Genomic DNA, 15405 nt, shown 5'->3' on the forward strand with positions numbered 1-15405 from the left:
TATATTGCACGCCTTTGCATAATGCTTGCAGCTAATAAAAACTCAATACAAACGATATAAACACGCCGGTTATAATCAATTGCACTAAACAAAAGCCCATGATGTCTTTGGCTTTTAGGCCGGCAATTGCTAGCACTGGCAAGGCCCAGAATGGCTGAATTAGGTTAGTCCAGGCATCTCCCCATGCTACCGCCATTGCAACCCGAGGCATATCAGCCCCTAAAGCTTGTGCGGCGGGTATTACAATGGGGGCTTGTACCGCCCATTGACCGCCACCTGATGGCACAAATATATTCACTAATCCTGCACTTAAAAAACTCAACAATGGCAGTGATTCAGCATCGGCAATAGCAATAAAGCCTTGTGAAATTTGTTGTGCTAATCCAGTGTCGACCATAATCGCCATGATCCCTGCATAAAATGGGAACTGGATAATAATACCTGCCCCGCTGGGCACTGCTTGTTGTAAGCTGGTTAATAAATTATATGGCGTTTGATGTAGTAATATGGCTGAAAATAAAAACAGCGCAATCACACTGTTTAGATTAAGTGAACCGGCATTAAGGGCAAAATAATAAACTAAATATGCTAACCCCATAATGCCAATACTCATACCTAATAAGCGACTGTGTTCAATATGATCTGCAGGGCGAAGTAAGTCTAATTTTTTAGGTATTGGTTCGCTAAGGCTAGCTTGATCGACATACACACTGTCTTTATCACAAGGTAACATATAGCGATTAACCAACGGCATAATGATAAATAAACCGATGACGATGGCAATATTAAACCCTGAAAATAATGTATCTCCAGTACTAATGACCCCAATACTTTGCTCTGAAAAATGACCAGTAGTAGCAATAGTGAGTGGAATTGAACCTGCAAGACCACCATGCCATACAATAAAACCAGAATAAGCACTGGCAACGAGTAAGCGATAGTCCACTTTTGTTTGTCGAGCAATGGCTTTGGCAAACAAAGCGCCAATCACTAACCCAAATCCCCAATTAAGCCAGCTTGCAAACAATGACACCACAGTAACAAAAATAATCGCTTTGGCAGGGCTGTTAGCATACGTGGCTAGTTTATTTAGAATTGAATTAATAACAGCAGTACTTGCAAGCATATAACCCGCTAGCAGCACCAGTAGCATTTGCATGGCAAACTTTAGTAAGTTCCAAAACCCACTTCCCCATGCATCAAGCACTTCAAGGCTACTTGAAGGTGTAAAAATACAGGCAAGGGCAAAAGTAACCAGGGTTAATAAAATCACAAACACGAATGGATCGGGGAGGTAACGCTCAACTAATTTTGTGAACGGTTTGGCAACTGAATTGAGCATAGAAGTATTTTTATTATTTATAGAGAGTGCCAATTAACCATGAAAGTAGTTAATTGGCAAATAGCCTAACTTTTTTTCTCAAGCACAACTTTAAGACGGTTTTGCACTTCTTCGACTAATAAGTCTGGTTGGAATTTAGATAAAAATGAGTTGCAGCCCACTTTTTCAACCATGGCCTGATTAAAACTGCCACTGAGAGACGTATTTAAAACGACAAATAAATTTTTCAACCGTTTGTCATTACGGATCTCATGCGTTAGTCGGTATCCATCCATTGCGGGCATTTCAGCATCGGTGATCACCATTAATAAGTCTTGCTCAACATTATCACCCCGATCAGCCCAGCTCTTAAGCATATTCAGCGCTTCAAGGCCGTTACTAGCAGGAATAATTTCAATACCCAGTTGCGACAGTGTATCACTGACTTGTTTGCGTGCTGTCGGTGAATCATCAGCGTGGAGAATTTTACGTCCAGCAAACTCATTAACGATACTTTGATCAACTAAGTCATCAGAAATTTTAACTTCATATTCAATAATTTCAGCGAGGACTTTTTCTACATCAATGATTTCGACTAATTGCTCTTGGTCATCACGTATAATCTTTGTTAGTGCGGTTAGATAATGATTTTTACCTACAGAGCTTGGCGGCGGCATGATATCTGACCATGTCATGTTGACGATTTGATCAACCTTACCAATTAAAAACCCTTGCACTGTGCGGTTGTATTCAGTAATTACAAGATTACAGTCTTCTATATTACGCGCCTCAGACATACAAATGGCTTTACGTAAATCGATAACAGGGATTGACTCACCACGAATATTCGCTACACCAGAAATTTTAGGGTGTGCATGGGGAATAATGTTTAAATGTGGCAATTTAACCACCTCTTTAACCTTAAATACATTGAGTGCAAACAAATGGCGACTATGTAAATAAAACAGTAAAAGCTCTAGACGGTTCTCTCCGACTAATTGAGTTCGTTGATCTACAGAAGCTAATACACCCGACATAATACGCTCGACTTTATGGTTAACGAATTTAAGTATAGCTTACACTGTTCCAGTTGAGAAAAGCATCCTAGAAAATAATCTTACATATTACAAACATTGCCTTCAATAAAGCATTGCAGTAACTTATCGGGTAATTGATAACGGATTAACCAAGTGGTGGCATGCCTTTTATATTTAAACAACTTTTTTTGTTAGTTAGAAGCCATATAGATCAGGTAAGTTGGCAGGCGGTTGCTGTTGCCACATTATTGCATATGGCATTAATTTGGTTGCTATTAGTTCTTGCCGGAGAATCCGCATTAAGTCCTTTAAGCACCTTTGTATATTACTATATAGTGACTACATCAACCGTGGGTTACGGTGACTTTAGTGCGAGTACAGATCTAGGTCGCTGGATTGTTGCACTATTACAAATCCCTTTTGGGTTGGCATTATTTGGTGTTCTGTTAGGAAAAACAGGGCAAACAGTTACTTATTTAATTAGGCGCGCTATGACAGGTGATAAAAGTTTTTCACATTACAACAACCATATTATTATTTTTGGCTGGCACCCAACGCGCACAAAAAAAATGGTTGACTATATTTTGGCTGACCAGAAACGCACTGAGCGACGTATTTTACTTGCGGTAACAGAGCCTATGGAGCACCCATTTTTAACCAATGCTCATGTTGATTTTGCACGTTTAACAAGCTTTACAGATTGCGAGCAACTTGAACGCGTAGCTATCAAGCAGGCAGATAAAATTATTATTGATGGTCAAGATGACGATCAAACATTTACTACCGCACTGCGCATAAGCAAGCTAGTCAAAGGTGATTGCCATATCAGCGCACACTTTAATGACGAGAGTAAAATTGAAATGTTGTTAGAGCATTGCGGTAATGTTGAATGTAGTAGTGCTAAATCAGCTGAAATATTAGTGCGTTCAATGCAAGATCCAGGGTCTAGTCGTGTGCAAGAAGAATTACTATCTACATTACATGGCGACACACAGTTTAGCTTAACGATACCAAAAGATTTAAATACCATGGAATTCGGTAAACTTTTTCACCATTTTAAACACGATCACGATGCTATTTTATTGGGTGTAGCACATAACTTAAGCGCACAAAATATGGATTTAAATCCACCGCTTGCTTACCCTGTGAATAGTGGCGATATTTTGCATTACATTGCTGTTGACCGCGTATTAAGCAGTGAAGTTAACTGGCAAGAGCTTGCTAAGTAATGGATGAAGTCGCGTTTTTAATTTTAGTATTGAGTGCCTATATTCTACCTGTAGTGATCGTTCTCAATACTAAACGCACTCAAGGCCACGAAAAAAACGGCTGGCTAATCGGTATTATCTTCTTCTCATGGCTTGCACTGATAATGTATTTTGCCATCGTGCCCAAACATGGGCATAAGAAAAAAGGGGCTAGAAAAAAAGCGAAAGGTTAATTCCGGCAGTTGTCATTGTGAATAAAAGCGCGGGATAAGGCCACGCTTACTGCTTAGCGCTCTATTGCGCCATTTTCATTATCTCATTCCAATCAGCCTGGGTGACCGGCATTACCGATAATCGACCACCTTTTTTTAGCGCTATTTCGGTAATGGCATCATTTTTCTTAATCGCTTTAAGACTAACAAGTTTACTTAAGTGCTGCTGATAGCTGACCTCAACGACCACCCAGCGTGGCTTATCATTGCTTGATTTAGGGTCATAATAATCACTACTTAAATCAAATTGGCACGGGTCTGGATAGGCCTCAGCGGTCACTGTTGCAATACCGGCTACACCTACTTGCTTACAGCTTGAATGATAGATCATCACTAGGTCGCCAAGTTTTACATCATCGCGCATAAAGTTGCGAGCTTGATAATTACGTACACCTTCCCAGGCTGTTGTTTGTGCGGGTGCACTCTTTAAATCATCAATTGAAAAAGCATCGGGTTCGGTTTTAAATAGCCAATAAGCCATAGTAAGGTTTCCTAACAAAGATTTACTTAGAGTCATTGTATAGTATGATTTAACTATTGTGGGATTGAGGATATTAAAAATGAGCCAAGTTTTAGATGATTTATTGTCATTATTAACGCTAGAAGAAATAGAGCAGGGCTTATATCGTGGGCAAAGCCAAGATTTAGGTTTTCGGGCGGTATTTGGTGGTCAAGTGATGGGGCAAGCACTCTCAGCAGCTAAAGAGACCTTACCTGAAGGGCGTATTGTTCACTCATTGCATTCTTATTTTTTACGCCCGGGCGATGCAGCAAAGCCGATAGTGTACGATGTTGAAACCATTCGAGATGGTAAAAGCTTTAGTACTCGTCGTGTGAGTGCCATTCAATACGGTAAGCCAATTTTTTATATGACGGCGTCGTTTCAGGCTGTTGAAGAAGGCTTATCTCACCAAGCTACTATGCCTGACGTACCTGCACCTGAAGAATTGCGCTCATCATTAGAGTTTTATCAAGAAAACGCCGAGCATATACCAGAGGTAATTCGGAATAAGTTTATCCGCGAAATGCCCATTGAGATGCGTCCGGTGACATTTCATAACCCGTTCAAACCACAAGAAATGGAACCCGTTAAGCATATTTGGTTTAAAGCCAATGGTGAAATGCCAGATGATCAGCGCATTCATAATTACTTACTAGCGTATGCGTCTGATTTTGAGTTTTTACCAACTGCATTACAGCCGCATGGCGTATCGTTTATGCAGCCAAATATGCAAGTTGCAACGATTGATCATGCAATGTGGTTTCACCGTCCGTTTAGAATGGACGATTGGATTTTATATACTATTGATAGCCCAAGTGCGAGTTCTGGTCGTGGCATGGTTCGCGGGCAGTTCTTTGACCGTCAAGGCAATTTAGTTGCCTCAACGATTCAAGAAGGGGTCATGCGTCAGCGCTAATCATGCACTGAGTGTTGTGCTTGGCTCAGTACAATATCACTAATAGACTGCCAGATCCGTGCTGGCAGTAACGCCTTAAGGTGCATATAGGCTTCACATAATTCAGTGCTGCCTTCTAAGCCATTACTCGTTTCGCTAATTAAGCCTTGTTCACGCAAATTACTAATAAAACCTACCAATACTTTTTTGTCAAAAAACTCAGGAGTTTTAATACCGTGCAATGTACCTAATCGCTGCGCGAGTACTTGGCTTTCACGCTCAAGTTCGGCGCGTTCAATACCTTTACTCGTTTGGATAAAGCCAATCACAATGGCGTAGCGTTGTAGAGTTAAACTCAGCGCACGACCAAGTATTTCAAGCTTGGCTAAGCAGTCATTACTATTCGTGATTTTGATATTGTCGCCCTCAATCTCTATCAGGTCTTGATCAACAAAGCTGGCTAAAATTCGGGTAATGTAATTTTCATCAAGCGCGTGCAAAAACCATTCTTTAGCAAACATAGGGTAAAAGCAGTTAATCAATGCTTGGCACTGCGAAATGGTGGTTTTATGGCTTTTAAATATATGCAGCGCCAGTAAACTTGGTACAGAAAACACATGCAAAATATTATTACGATAGTAGTTAAAGAGGATTTTTTCTTTATCGTTAATCGCGATGATCTCGCCAAACTCATCGCTTATTACATCAAATTTATTTAGCTTTAAGGCGTGAGTTAATAGCTCTTCCGGGCTCTCATCTGGAATGGTGATTTTTGCGCTGTAACTAGCATTGCGTTGTAAGTGCAGATAAAAATCAAGTTGTGCAAGCAGTTTTGGTTTACTCAAGGCTTGCTTATCGTTTACTAATAAAATCATAGCAAGCAAATTAACAGCATTAAGCGCGGCCGCATTATTAATGTTAACCATTACTTTATCAGCTAAGGTGGCTACTTGTGGTCCAAGCCATTGTGGTTTTTGTACATCCGTAGGATGAATAGAATCACGCCAATCTGGTTGCTGGTCATTTAAATATTGATTGACCGAAATGGGGTCGCCAAAATTTAAATAACCACGGCCGTAGTTTTTTAAGTTTTTAATTGCTTTAAAAATCCCAAATATTGATTCACCTTTTTTATCATCACCGGCGAGCTCTTTAAGGTAGGTATTAATTTCCATAACGTGTTCATAACCAATGTACACAGGAACAATTGAAATTGGGCGATCAATACCACGAAGCATGGCTTGCAGTGTCATAGCCAACATGCCGGTTTTTGGTGGCAGTAAACGCCCGGTCCGGCTACGCCCGCCTTCGGTATAAAACTTAACAGAGTAGCCTTTAATAAATAGTTGGCTTAAATACTCTTTAAACACCGCTGAATAAAGTTTGTTGCCCGCAAATGAACGGCGAATAAAAAAGGCGCCTGAGCGACGGAAAATTCCACCTGCTGGAAAAAAGTTTAAATTAATACCCGCAGCAATATGTGGCGGTACTAAACCAAGATGATAAATAGAGTAGGTTAGCAGTAGATAATCCATGTGACTGCGATGACACGGCATATAGATGATTTCATGGCCTTTATTGGTCAGGTCGTGAATTTGCTCGGTGTATTTTATTTCGATACCGTTATACAGCTTGTTCCATAACCAAGTTAATGCCCTCTCAGCAACGCGGATGGTCGCGTCACTGTAGTTAGCGGCTATTTCATCCAGTAGTTTTAATGCGTTTTGACGTGCCTGTGCTTGGCTTATATTCTTACTCTTTGCTTCATCGCTAATAGCTTTTTTAATAGTGGGGGATGCTAATAGCGAATTAAATAATTGCTCGCGTGAGGGCATTTTAGGGCCCGTAGCCGCTAATTTTTGACGACGAAAATGTACGCGGGCTACACGCAATAATTTATGCGGCAGCTCATCCACATCGGCTTTTTCGTTTACTAATAGCGATAAATCTAACGGCTGACTAAAGCGTACAAAATTATCACGGCCAGAGAACAGTAAAACAAAAAATTTACGAAACCAGCTAGGCGTTAAAGAGTGTGATACGAGTGTACCTAAACCTGGTTTTTCTTTACCCGGATTGCGACCCCATAAAATAGTGACCGGAATGACTTGTACGTTTTTTTCACCACTGGCGATTAACTGTTCAATGATTTGCTTACCTTGATTTAACGCGTCAGTAGGCTTTGCCTTGTCACCAAACAGTGGTGGTGGGTTCTGTAGGCCAATAAAGCGATCTAATGAGGCATTACCAAGCAGTTGTTGTTCGGTCGGATTTGGTAAGCCATGCTTTTTACATACGCGTGCGAGTGCAGCTAAATCAGATCGAGCATTGAGTTTAACGATATAAAAAGTGGGATAAGCCGGGTTAAGGGCATATTGTTCAATAGGGCTCTCTGGCAGCACCTTACTTTTTACAAGCAGGCGGTTGGTCACCATTGAGATAAAGTTCAAACAATAATTAAAAATACGCATCAACTCACCAAGGTTAAGGATTAAGAGATAAAAGCAAACAAGGGGGAATAATAACAATTAAAAACTGGACTGACCATTATCATTCATACTATGCATGATCTCACTATAGTAAATCCACAGTAATGACGACACGATGACAGGCCCTTTTTTACAGTATAAATTACAGTCATTCGGGTTGATTGAAATAGTTGTTGCATTTATCACCAATATCACTATAATACGCAGGCTTTCAAAATTCCCCCGGGAACTTGAAAGGAACATTAAGCTTGGATTTCAAGCTAATAAAACAGGAGTTCCGATTTGGAACTCAACGTAGATATAAATCAACAACCGGCATCTTATGTTTTTAAGATTGTTTCGGTCGTTTTTTTATGCTCTTTTAAATGCTCTTTATATTGAGGTTTAAGAATGTCAAATCAACGCATTCGTATTCGCCTAAAAGCTTTTGACCACCGTTTGATTGACCAATCAACGGCGGAAATCGTGGAAACTGCGAAACGCACTGGCGCACAAGTACGTGGTCCAATTCCACTACCTACACGCTTTGAACGTTTTACTGTACTTACATCACCGCACGTTAATAAAGACGCGCGTGATCAGTACGAGATCCGCACCCATAAACGTCTGATCGACATCGTAGAACCAACTGACAAGACTGTTGACGCACTTATGCGTTTAGATCTTGCTGCTGGTGTTGATGTTCAAATCAGCCTGGGTTAATCGAAAGATTAGAGAGGTTTTAGGAAAATGGCATTAGGTCTAGTCGGTCGTAAAGTGGGTATGACACGTATCTTCACTGAAGATGGTGTATCTATCCCTGTGACAGTTATTGAAGCGACACCTAACCGCATTGCTCAGATCAAATCTGACGCAACAGACGGTTATAACGCGCTTCAAGTAACCGCAGGCACTAAAAAAGCAAGCCGTGTAAACAAAGCAACAGCGGGTCACTTCGCTAAAGCTGGTGTTGAAGCGGGTCGCGGTCTGTGGGAATTCCGCCTTAACGGTGGTGAAGGCGATTTTGAAGTAGGCGCTGAGCTTACTGTTGAATTATTCAACGAAATCAACAAGGTTGACGTAACCGGTACTTCTAAAGGTAAAGGTTTCCAAGGTGGTGTTAAGCGCTGGAATTTCAGCATGCAAGACGCTACACATGGTAACTCTCTATCTCACCGTGCTCCTGGTTCAATCGGTCAAAACCAATCACCTGGTAAGGTGTTTAAAGGTAAGAAAATGGCCGGTCATATGGGTGCTGAGCGTGTAACGACTCAAAACTTAGAACTAGTACGCGTTGACGCTGAGCGTAACTTGCTTTTAGTTAAGGGTGCAGTACCTGGAGCTATCGGCGGTGACGTTATCGTTAAACCTGCTGTTAAAGCATAAGTCCTGGAGATTTAGTGATGGAATTAGCAATTAAAGACGCTTCTGGCGGTCTTGAAGTTTCTGAAGCTACTTTTGGACGTGAGTTTAACGAAGCATTAGTACATCAAGTAGTTGTTGCATACGCAGCAGGCGCTCGTCAAGGTACTCGTGCTCAGAAGACACGTTCTGAAGTAAGCGGTGGTGGTAAAAAACCATGGGCTCAAAAAGGTACTGGCCGTGCACGTGCTGGTACAATCCGTAGTCCAATTTGGCGTTCAGGTGGCGTTAGCTTTGCAGCTAAACCACAAGACCACAGCCAAAAAGTAAACCGTAAAATGTACCGCGGTGCGATCAAAAGCATTTTATCTGAATTAGTTCGTCAAGAGCGTTTAATCGTTGTTGAAAGTTTTGCTCTAGCAGCACCTAAAACTAAAGAACTAGTTGCTAAGCTTAAAGAACTTGAGCTTAAAGATGTTCTAATCGTAACTGAAGAAGTAGATGAGAATCTATTTTTATCGGCACGTAACCTGTACAAGGTTGACACGCGTGATGTAGCTGGTATCGACCCTGTAAGCTTAATTGCTTTCGACAAGGTACTTATTACAGCTGCTGCTGTTAAGCAACTTGAGGAGACGCTAGCATGATCCGTGAAGAACGTCTTTTAAAAGTGATCCTTGCTCCACATATCTCTGAAAAAAGCACCATTGCTGCTGAAGAAAACAACACGATTGTTTTTAAAGTAGTAAATGACGCAACTAAAGCTGAAGTTAAAGCTGCTGTTGAAAAGCTTTTTGAAGTGGAAGTAACTGGTGTTCGCACACTTAACGTTAAGGGTAAAACAAAACGTACTGGCGCACGTTTCGGTCGTCGTAGCGACTGGAAAAAAGCTTACGTTACTCTTAAAGAAGGCAGCGAACTAGACTTTGTCGGCGGCGCCGAGTAATAAGGGGAGTTAGAATTATGGCACTTCAAAAGTGTAAGCCTACTTCTGCGGGCCGTCGTCACCTAGTTAAAGTGGTTAACTCTGATCTACATAAGGGTAAGCCATACGCACCACTTTTAGAGAAAAACTCTAAATCAGGTGGTCGTAATAACAATGGTCGTATTACGGTTCGTCATATCGGTGGTGGTCATAAGCAGCATTACCGTTTAATCGATTTTAAACGTACTAAAGATGGCATTCCAGCCACTGTTGAGCGTTTAGAATATGATCCAAATCGTAGCGCAAACATCGCTCTTGTATTATATGCAGACGGTGAGCGTCGTTACATTATCGCACCAAAAGGCTTAAAAGCTGGTGATGCAATCCAGTCTGGTGTTGATGCACCAATCAAGCCTGGTAATGCATTACCTATGCGCAATATGCCTGTAGGTTCGACTGTTCACAACGTAGAATTAAAACCAGGTAAAGGTGCTCAAATCGCACGTTCTGCTGGTGCATACGTTCAAATCCTTGCTCGTGATGGTCAATATGTAACATTACGTCTTCGTTCAGGCGAAGTTCGTAAAGTTGAATCTGATTGTCGTGCGACACTAGGTGAAGTAGGCAATGCTGAGCATATGCTTCGTTCACTTGGTAAAGCAGGTGCAAATCGCTGGCGTGGTATTCGTCCGACAGTTCGTGGTGTTGCCATGAACCCGGTTGATCACCCACACGGTGGTGGTGAAGGTCGTACATCTGGTGGTCGTCATCCTGTGTCTCCATGGGGTAAGCCGACTAAAGGTGCTAAGACGCGTAAGAACAAGCGTACGGATAAATTTATAGTACGTCGTCGTACTAAGTAATATTGAGGAATAGCCATGCCACGCTCTCTCAAGAAGGGTCCTTTTATAGACCTACACTTGCTGAAGAAGGTAGAGAAAGCTTTGGAAAGCGGTGAAAAGAAGCCAATTAAAACTTGGAGCCGTCGTTCAATGATCATACCTAACATGATCGGATTGACCATTGCTGTCCATAATGGTCGCCAGCATGTACCAGTTTTCGTTTCTGACGAAATGATCGGTCACAAACTAGGTGAATTTGCACCAACTCGCACTTACCGTGGCCATGCTGCGGATAAGAAAGCGAAGAAACGTTAAGAGGGGAATGATAAATGCAAGCATTAGCTAAACATAAATTCGCCTCTGGTTCGGCGCAAAAAGCACGTCTAGTTGCAGATCAGATCCGCGGGTTACCTGTCGATCGCGCACTAGAAATCCTGGCGTACAGCCCTAAAAAAGCGGCTGTATTAGTTAAGAAAGTACTTGAGTCTGCTATTGCTAACGCAGAGCATAACGAAGGTGCTGACATTGATGAGCTACGTGTAACAACGATCTTTGTGGACGATGGTCCTACAATGAAACGTATTATGCCACGTGCTAAAGGACGCGCTGACCGCATCCTTAAGCGTACAAGCCACATCACTGTTGTGGTTTCAGATAGCTAGGAGTATAAGTAATGGGACAAAAAGTTCATCCTACTGGTATTCGCCTAGGTATATCTAAACCTTGGGTTTCTACCTGGTACGCGAGTTCAAAAGATTTCTCTGCACAGCTTTTTGGCGATCACAAAGTACGTACATTCCTTACTAAGGAATTGAAAGCGGCTTCTGTGTCTAAAATCGTTATTGAGCGTCCAGCAAAATCAATCCGCGTAACAATTCACACGGCTCGTCCGGGTGTTGTTATCGGTAAAAAAGGCGAAGACGTAGAAAAATTACGTCAAGCGGTAACTAAGATTGCTGGTGTACCTGCTCAGATCAATATCTCTGAAGTACGTAAACCAGAACTAGATGCACAGTTAGTTGCAGATGGCATTGCCTCTCAACTAGAGCGTCGTGTTATGTTCCGTCGCGCTATGAAGCGTTCGGTACAAAATGCAATGCGCATTGGTTCAAAAGGAATCAAAGTTGAAGTTAGCGGTCGTCTTGGCGGCGCAGAAATCGCACGTTCAGAATGGTATCGTGAAGGTCGTGTACCTCTACATACTCTTCGTGCTGATATCGACTACGCAACTTCTGAAGCCTTAACCACTTATGGTATCATTGGTGTTAAAGTTTGGATCTTCAAAGGCGAAGTTATTGGTGGTTTACCACTAGTACAAGAGCAAGAGAAGCCAGCTAAACGCGCACCAAAGAAAGCCAAGAAAAGTGCTAAGTAGAGGTAGCGAGTAATGTTACAGCCAAAACGTACAAAATTCCGTAAAACGCATAAAGGCCGCAACCGTGGTCTTGCGCAAAACGGTAACAAAGTAAGCTTCGGTACTTTCGGTTTGAAAGCTACTGGCCGTGGCCGCATGACTGCTCGTCAAATCGAAGCAGCTCGTCGTGCCATGACACGTCACGTAAAGCGTCAAGGTAAAATCTGGATCCGTGTGTTCCCTGATAAGCCTATTACAAACAAACCGCTTGAAGTCCGTATGGGTAAAGGTAAAGGTTCTGTTGAATATTGGGTTGCTGAAATTCAGCCTGGTAAAGTACTTTACGAAATGGAAGGTGTTTCTGAAGAGCTTGCTCGTGAAGCATTCAACCTTGCTGCTCGTAAACTGCCATTCAAAACAACTTTCGTAACTCGGACGGTAATGTGATGAAAGCAAGCGAACTAAAAGACAAAAGCGTAGAAGAGCTTAATGCTGAACTTCTAGGACTTCTTCGTGAGCAATTTAATATGCGCATGCAAGCAAGCACTGGTCAGTTAGCTCAGACACATACGCTAAGAACAGTACGTCGCGATATCGCGCGTGTAAAAACAATTATTAACCAGAAGGCAGGTCAATAATGAGCGATAAAATCCGTACTCTTCAAGGCACTGTAATCAGCGACAAGATGGAAAAATCTTTCACTATCGCTATCGCACGTTACGTGAAGCACCCAATTTATGGGAAATTCATCAAACGTACGACTAAATTACACGTACATGACGAAAATAACACAGCAAAAGCGGGTGACGTTGTTTCTATCCGTGAATGCGCTCCAATTTCTAAGACTAAGTCTTGGACATTAGTAGACGTTATTTCTAGTCCTAAACAAGCTTAATTTTTAATTAAGTCTGTTTTATAAAAGCCTCGGCATTAGCCGGGGCTTTTTGTTTTTAAAGAAGCCATAAGCGGTAAGTTGTCAGCTTTCAGTTGCTCGCAGTAAGTGTTAGCGCCGTAGCTTGGGTTGAGTATTGAGAAACCCGAGGAGGAAAGAGCGCCATAAATGCGCTGAAATAATATTCTTAGAATTAAGTAACAACTAAGTATCGGGTTTATAATTTACGAAACTTATACCTTTGTGAAAATACACCTGCAACTATAGATAGTAAAATACACACTACAGAACCTACAATTAGAAAGCGGTTTTCGATCCTGCTAACTTGTCTTTCGCCGACAATTTGGTAAGTAACATCACCTTCAATAAAGCGTTCGCCTTGATATTGCTGACTAACATTAAACGCTAAAAATTCACCTTGTTTTGCCTGATAAGTAAAGTAGGTTTCAGAATAAAAAATTTCATACGTTGCACATAGCCAAACTATAAGACCAATTATAAACAGCACAAAACTTAATATGGGCAGTTTTTTCAGCGGCACGTTTGTTGATGGTGTTGTAGGTAAATAGTTATTAAAACACACTTCGTCGTAGCACAATTTTAGCTTTTCGATCACTTCAGGAGAGGGAATGAATTGGCCATTCTCTAGTTTTGATAAATAAGATTGTTGGATGCCTATTTCCCGAGCAGCAAATGCTTGAGTCCATTTTTTGTTTGTTCGAAGACGTTTTAATTCTATTCCTAGCGATTGCATACTCATTATTCTCTCCTTAATTGTTGCCGTGTTATTATCACCAATTAGCTAATCCAGAGATAGAGGTTATGTTTATATTCATGTAAATGAATAAAAGAATATTATGAATATTAATGGATTAGCGTTTTTTATGGGCTGTTTTAAATTATGCTAGCATTATCAAACTAACGAAAGGGTATATCCTATTATGAAAAAGCACGTCTATTTATTACTTAGCTCCATGGCTTTATTATTGGTAAGTTATCAAACTAATGCCGAACCTGTTTTTGCAGTTAAAGCCGATATTTATAAATTGAAAAATGAGATAGCAATTGATAGTAAAATTGCTGAAACGCTAAAATCATTGGATCCAATTCACCAACCAATGCTATTAGCTTTATTAAACGAGAGTGCATTAATAGAAATAGGAGATGAAAAACAATTAACAGCACTTGAGGTAAAGGCAAACGAAGATGGATCGTTTTTTAATGCGGCGATGAAGTTAAAAGATAAAACAGATGGCCAATGGCAATCAATAACGTCTTTTATGCCTAACATTCCTAATGGTCAAACTGTATATTTTAGCCGTACTTTTATCGATAGTGTTTGGTTGATAAAGTTAACCGGGACACGTTATGAATCAGAGGAGCTGGGTCTAGCTAGTTTCCAAAACCAATAATAGTAATCGCTGGAGTATTATTATCTGTTTACTGAGGTTGATATTTTATATTACTTGTTAGCTGCGTTTGATTTTAAAAATAGAATAATAAATCAATGTTTCAGGATAACTCATATCGTGATTATTACGATTTCATCGTTTTACAGTGAGTGTTATCCACAGATGTTTGTGGGTAACATGTCAGTTTCTTTTGTGTATCTTACAAAAGCGAAATAAATGCAATATTAGTGATAATAACGCTTGCGTAAAATCCGCCGCGCCCTATAATGCGACCCCACTGAGACGGCAGAGCGCAACGCATAGCGGGGCAAGAGTTAATCAGTGAGTCGAGTAAAACTTGAGTTTAGATTTTTTAGAAAGTTTAAATTTAAGTGTTGACAAAAAAATAGGAAAGCGTAACATGCGCAGCCCTAGCGAGATAAAGCAAAGCGCTTTAATCGCAACGTTCTTTAACAATATAAAGCAATCATCTGTGTGGGCACTTGTACAGATTGAGTTCTAACAGCCGAGCTTAAATTTCTTTTTAGATAGGTAAGCAAGGCAAAAAATTTAGAGTCTCAATGTGATTTCTCGAAAGAGAAACTGAGTGACCAACAGAATAGTTATTTCGGTAATTATTCGGCACAGTCAATTCAATATCGAAAGATATTAAATAAATTCAGAATTCATTGAGCAGGTTCTTCATTCTTTATTGGATGAGAACAGAAAAAACTTTTAATTGAAGAGTTTGATCATGGCTCAGATTGAACGCTGGCGGCAGGCCTAACACATGCAAGTCGAGCGGTAACAGAGAGTAGCTTGCTACTTTGCTGACGAGCGGCGGACGGGTGAGTAATGCTTGGGAATATGCCTTTTGGTGGGGGACAACAGTTGGAAACGACTGCTAATACCGCATGATGTCTACGGACCAAAGTG

Annotated in this window: 20 protein-coding genes and 1 rRNA gene; 16 read left to right on the forward strand and 5 right to left on the reverse strand. The window is 41.0% G+C overall.

Annotated elements, in window-relative coordinates; all coding sequences use genetic code 11:
- Window positions 1–31 precede the first annotated feature (31 nt).
- Both ACJJVX_RS05325 and ACJJVX_RS05330 read right to left on the reverse strand, forming a co-directional pair.
- Window positions 32–1342: a short-chain fatty acid transporter gene (locus ACJJVX_RS05325; RefSeq protein ID WP_170174281.1), complete on the reverse strand. Its 1311-nt coding sequence runs from the start codon at window positions 1340–1342 to the stop codon at window positions 32–34.
- Window positions 1343–1407: 65 nt separating this feature from the next.
- Window positions 1408–2358 carry a chemotaxis protein CheV gene (locus ACJJVX_RS05330; RefSeq protein ID WP_054206119.1) on the reverse strand — a complete coding sequence of 317 codons (951 nt, stop codon included), beginning with the start codon at window positions 2356–2358 and terminating at the stop codon, window positions 1408–1410.
- 161 nt (window positions 2359–2519) lie between these two features.
- Here ACJJVX_RS05330 and ACJJVX_RS05335 point away from each other — a divergent pair, with 161 nt between their 5' ends.
- Together ACJJVX_RS05335 and ACJJVX_RS05340 are read left to right on the forward strand one after the other, a co-directional pair.
- Complete coding sequence (locus ACJJVX_RS05335; RefSeq protein ID WP_054206120.1) at window positions 2520–3587, forward strand: potassium channel family protein; 1068 nt, start codon at window positions 2520–2522, stop codon at window positions 3585–3587.
- On the forward strand, window positions 3587–3799 hold the full coding sequence (locus tag ACJJVX_RS05340; RefSeq protein WP_054206121.1) for a hypothetical protein: 213 nt from the start codon (window positions 3587–3589) through the stop codon (window positions 3797–3799). The genes ACJJVX_RS05335 and ACJJVX_RS05340 overlap by 1 nt, the downstream gene beginning before the upstream one ends.
- A gap of 61 nt (window positions 3800–3860) precedes the next feature.
- Here ACJJVX_RS05340 and ACJJVX_RS05345 read toward each other — a convergent pair whose 3' ends face one another.
- Window positions 3861–4319: an EVE domain-containing protein gene (locus ACJJVX_RS05345; RefSeq protein ID WP_054206122.1), complete on the reverse strand. Its 459-nt coding sequence runs from the start codon at window positions 4317–4319 to the stop codon at window positions 3861–3863.
- A gap of 79 nt (window positions 4320–4398) precedes the next feature.
- Here ACJJVX_RS05345 and tesB point away from each other — a divergent pair, with 79 nt between their 5' ends.
- Complete coding sequence (tesB, locus tag ACJJVX_RS05350) at window positions 4399–5256, forward strand: acyl-CoA thioesterase II (RefSeq protein WP_054206123.1); 858 nt, start codon at window positions 4399–4401, stop codon at window positions 5254–5256.
- On the opposite strand, the gene plsB is transcribed toward tesB, so the two are convergent.
- The gene (gene plsB, locus ACJJVX_RS05355) at window positions 5253–7706 is read right to left on the reverse strand and encodes a glycerol-3-phosphate 1-O-acyltransferase PlsB (protein WP_405630542.1); all 2454 of its coding nucleotides are present in this window, start codon (window positions 7704–7706) and stop codon (window positions 5253–5255) included. The two genes, tesB and plsB, sit on opposite strands and share 4 nt — an antisense overlap.
- Before the next feature lie 408 nt (window positions 7707–8114).
- On the opposite strand from plsB, the gene rpsJ reads away from it, so the two are divergent.
- From rpsJ to rpsQ, 11 genes are read left to right on the forward strand one after another with little or no spacing between them, the layout of a single operon-like run.
- Window positions 8115–8426: a 30S ribosomal protein S10 gene (gene rpsJ / locus ACJJVX_RS05360; RefSeq protein WP_002957900.1), complete on the forward strand. Its 312-nt coding sequence runs from the start codon at window positions 8115–8117 to the stop codon at window positions 8424–8426.
- Between the two features lie 27 nt (window positions 8427–8453).
- The gene (gene rplC, locus ACJJVX_RS05365) at window positions 8454–9089 is read left to right on the forward strand and encodes a 50S ribosomal protein L3 (RefSeq protein ID WP_054206125.1); all 636 of its coding nucleotides are present in this window, start codon (window positions 8454–8456) and stop codon (window positions 9087–9089) included.
- Window positions 9090–9106: 17 nt separating this feature from the next.
- Window positions 9107–9712 (forward strand): 50S ribosomal protein L4, encoded by a 606-nt coding sequence (gene rplD, locus ACJJVX_RS05370; protein WP_054206126.1) that lies wholly within the window; start codon window positions 9107–9109, stop codon window positions 9710–9712.
- Window positions 9709–10011 (forward strand): 50S ribosomal protein L23, encoded by a 303-nt coding sequence (rplW, locus tag ACJJVX_RS05375; RefSeq protein ID WP_054206127.1) that lies wholly within the window; start codon window positions 9709–9711, stop codon window positions 10009–10011. Before rplD ends, rplW begins: the two co-directional genes overlap by 4 nt.
- A gap of 17 nt (window positions 10012–10028) precedes the next feature.
- On the forward strand, window positions 10029–10853 hold the full coding sequence (gene rplB / locus ACJJVX_RS05380) for a 50S ribosomal protein L2 (RefSeq protein WP_002957895.1): 825 nt from the start codon (window positions 10029–10031) through the stop codon (window positions 10851–10853).
- A 15-nt stretch (window positions 10854–10868) separates the two neighbouring features.
- The gene (gene rpsS, locus ACJJVX_RS05385; RefSeq protein ID WP_004588689.1) at window positions 10869–11147 is read left to right on the forward strand and encodes a 30S ribosomal protein S19; all 279 of its coding nucleotides are present in this window, start codon (window positions 10869–10871) and stop codon (window positions 11145–11147) included.
- A 14-nt stretch (window positions 11148–11161) separates the two neighbouring features.
- Window positions 11162–11494: a 50S ribosomal protein L22 gene (gene rplV, locus ACJJVX_RS05390; protein ID WP_004588690.1), complete on the forward strand. Its 333-nt coding sequence runs from the start codon at window positions 11162–11164 to the stop codon at window positions 11492–11494.
- 11 nt (window positions 11495–11505) lie between these two features.
- The gene (gene rpsC / locus ACJJVX_RS05395; RefSeq protein ID WP_054206128.1) at window positions 11506–12207 is read left to right on the forward strand and encodes a 30S ribosomal protein S3; all 702 of its coding nucleotides are present in this window, start codon (window positions 11506–11508) and stop codon (window positions 12205–12207) included.
- Window positions 12208–12219: 12 nt separating this feature from the next.
- Window positions 12220–12633: a 50S ribosomal protein L16 gene (rplP, locus tag ACJJVX_RS05400; protein WP_054206129.1), complete on the forward strand. Its 414-nt coding sequence runs from the start codon at window positions 12220–12222 to the stop codon at window positions 12631–12633.
- On the forward strand, window positions 12633–12824 hold the full coding sequence (gene rpmC / locus ACJJVX_RS05405) for a 50S ribosomal protein L29 (RefSeq protein ID WP_054206130.1): 192 nt from the start codon (window positions 12633–12635) through the stop codon (window positions 12822–12824). Before rplP ends, rpmC begins: the two co-directional genes overlap by 1 nt.
- Window positions 12824–13081: a 30S ribosomal protein S17 gene (gene rpsQ / locus ACJJVX_RS05410; RefSeq protein WP_054206131.1), complete on the forward strand. Its 258-nt coding sequence runs from the start codon at window positions 12824–12826 to the stop codon at window positions 13079–13081. The genes rpmC and rpsQ overlap by 1 nt, the downstream gene beginning before the upstream one ends.
- A 214-nt stretch (window positions 13082–13295) precedes the next feature.
- Here rpsQ and ACJJVX_RS05415 read toward each other — a convergent pair whose 3' ends face one another.
- Window positions 13296–13832, reverse strand: coding sequence for a helix-turn-helix domain-containing protein (locus ACJJVX_RS05415; RefSeq protein ID WP_054206132.1), 537 nt, complete (start codon window positions 13830–13832; stop codon window positions 13296–13298).
- A gap of 187 nt (window positions 13833–14019) precedes the next feature.
- On the opposite strand from ACJJVX_RS05415, the gene ACJJVX_RS05420 reads away from it, so the two are divergent.
- Together ACJJVX_RS05420 and ACJJVX_RS05425 are read left to right on the forward strand one after the other, a co-directional pair.
- Window positions 14020–14490 carry a hypothetical protein gene (locus ACJJVX_RS05420; protein WP_405630549.1) on the forward strand — a complete coding sequence of 157 codons (471 nt, stop codon included), beginning with the start codon at window positions 14020–14022 and terminating at the stop codon, window positions 14488–14490.
- 715 nt (window positions 14491–15205) lie between these two features.
- A 16S ribosomal RNA gene (locus tag ACJJVX_RS05425) occupies window positions 15206–15405 on the forward strand; the annotation flags it as partial.

Origin of the sequence: Pseudoalteromonas sp. Ld20, assembly GCF_045064175.1 — a bacterium.
Taxonomy (GTDB): domain Bacteria; phylum Pseudomonadota; class Gammaproteobacteria; order Enterobacterales; family Alteromonadaceae; genus Pseudoalteromonas; species Pseudoalteromonas neustonica.

Excerpts from the sequence above, each read along its gene's own strand:
- ACJJVX_RS05325 (WP_170174281.1), bottom strand. The coding sequence starts at position 1,342 with ATGCTCAATTCAGTTGCCAAACCGTTCACAAAATTAGTTGAGCGTTAC.
- ACJJVX_RS05330 (WP_054206119.1), bottom strand. The coding sequence starts at position 2,358 with ATGTCGGGTGTATTAGCTTCTGTAGATCAACGAACTCAATTAGTCGGA.
- ACJJVX_RS05335 (WP_054206120.1), top strand. The coding sequence starts at position 2,520 with ATGCCTTTTATATTTAAACAACTTTTTTTGTTAGTTAGAAGCCATATA.
- ACJJVX_RS05340 (WP_054206121.1), top strand. The coding sequence starts at position 3,587 with ATGGATGAAGTCGCGTTTTTAATTTTAGTATTGAGTGCCTATATTCTA.
- ACJJVX_RS05345 (WP_054206122.1), bottom strand. The coding sequence starts at position 4,319 with ATGGCTTATTGGCTATTTAAAACCGAACCCGATGCTTTTTCAATTGAT.
- tesB (WP_054206123.1), top strand. The coding sequence starts at position 4,399 with ATGAGCCAAGTTTTAGATGATTTATTGTCATTATTAACGCTAGAAGAA.
- plsB (WP_405630542.1), bottom strand. The coding sequence starts at position 7,706 with ATGCGTATTTTTAATTATTGTTTGAACTTTATCTCAATGGTGACCAAC.
- rpsJ (WP_002957900.1), top strand. The coding sequence starts at position 8,115 with ATGTCAAATCAACGCATTCGTATTCGCCTAAAAGCTTTTGACCACCGT.
- rplC (WP_054206125.1), top strand. The coding sequence starts at position 8,454 with ATGGCATTAGGTCTAGTCGGTCGTAAAGTGGGTATGACACGTATCTTC.
- rplD (WP_054206126.1), top strand. The coding sequence starts at position 9,107 with ATGGAATTAGCAATTAAAGACGCTTCTGGCGGTCTTGAAGTTTCTGAA.
- rplW (WP_054206127.1), top strand. The coding sequence starts at position 9,709 with ATGATCCGTGAAGAACGTCTTTTAAAAGTGATCCTTGCTCCACATATC.
- rplB (WP_002957895.1), top strand. The coding sequence starts at position 10,029 with ATGGCACTTCAAAAGTGTAAGCCTACTTCTGCGGGCCGTCGTCACCTA.
- rpsS (WP_004588689.1), top strand. The coding sequence starts at position 10,869 with ATGCCACGCTCTCTCAAGAAGGGTCCTTTTATAGACCTACACTTGCTG.
- rplV (WP_004588690.1), top strand. The coding sequence starts at position 11,162 with ATGCAAGCATTAGCTAAACATAAATTCGCCTCTGGTTCGGCGCAAAAA.
- rpsC (WP_054206128.1), top strand. The coding sequence starts at position 11,506 with ATGGGACAAAAAGTTCATCCTACTGGTATTCGCCTAGGTATATCTAAA.
- rplP (WP_054206129.1), top strand. The coding sequence starts at position 12,220 with ATGTTACAGCCAAAACGTACAAAATTCCGTAAAACGCATAAAGGCCGC.
- rpmC (WP_054206130.1), top strand. The coding sequence starts at position 12,633 with ATGAAAGCAAGCGAACTAAAAGACAAAAGCGTAGAAGAGCTTAATGCT.
- rpsQ (WP_054206131.1), top strand. The coding sequence starts at position 12,824 with ATGAGCGATAAAATCCGTACTCTTCAAGGCACTGTAATCAGCGACAAG.
- ACJJVX_RS05415 (WP_054206132.1), bottom strand. The coding sequence starts at position 13,832 with ATGCAATCGCTAGGAATAGAATTAAAACGTCTTCGAACAAACAAAAAA.
- ACJJVX_RS05420 (WP_405630549.1), top strand. The coding sequence starts at position 14,020 with ATGAAAAAGCACGTCTATTTATTACTTAGCTCCATGGCTTTATTATTG.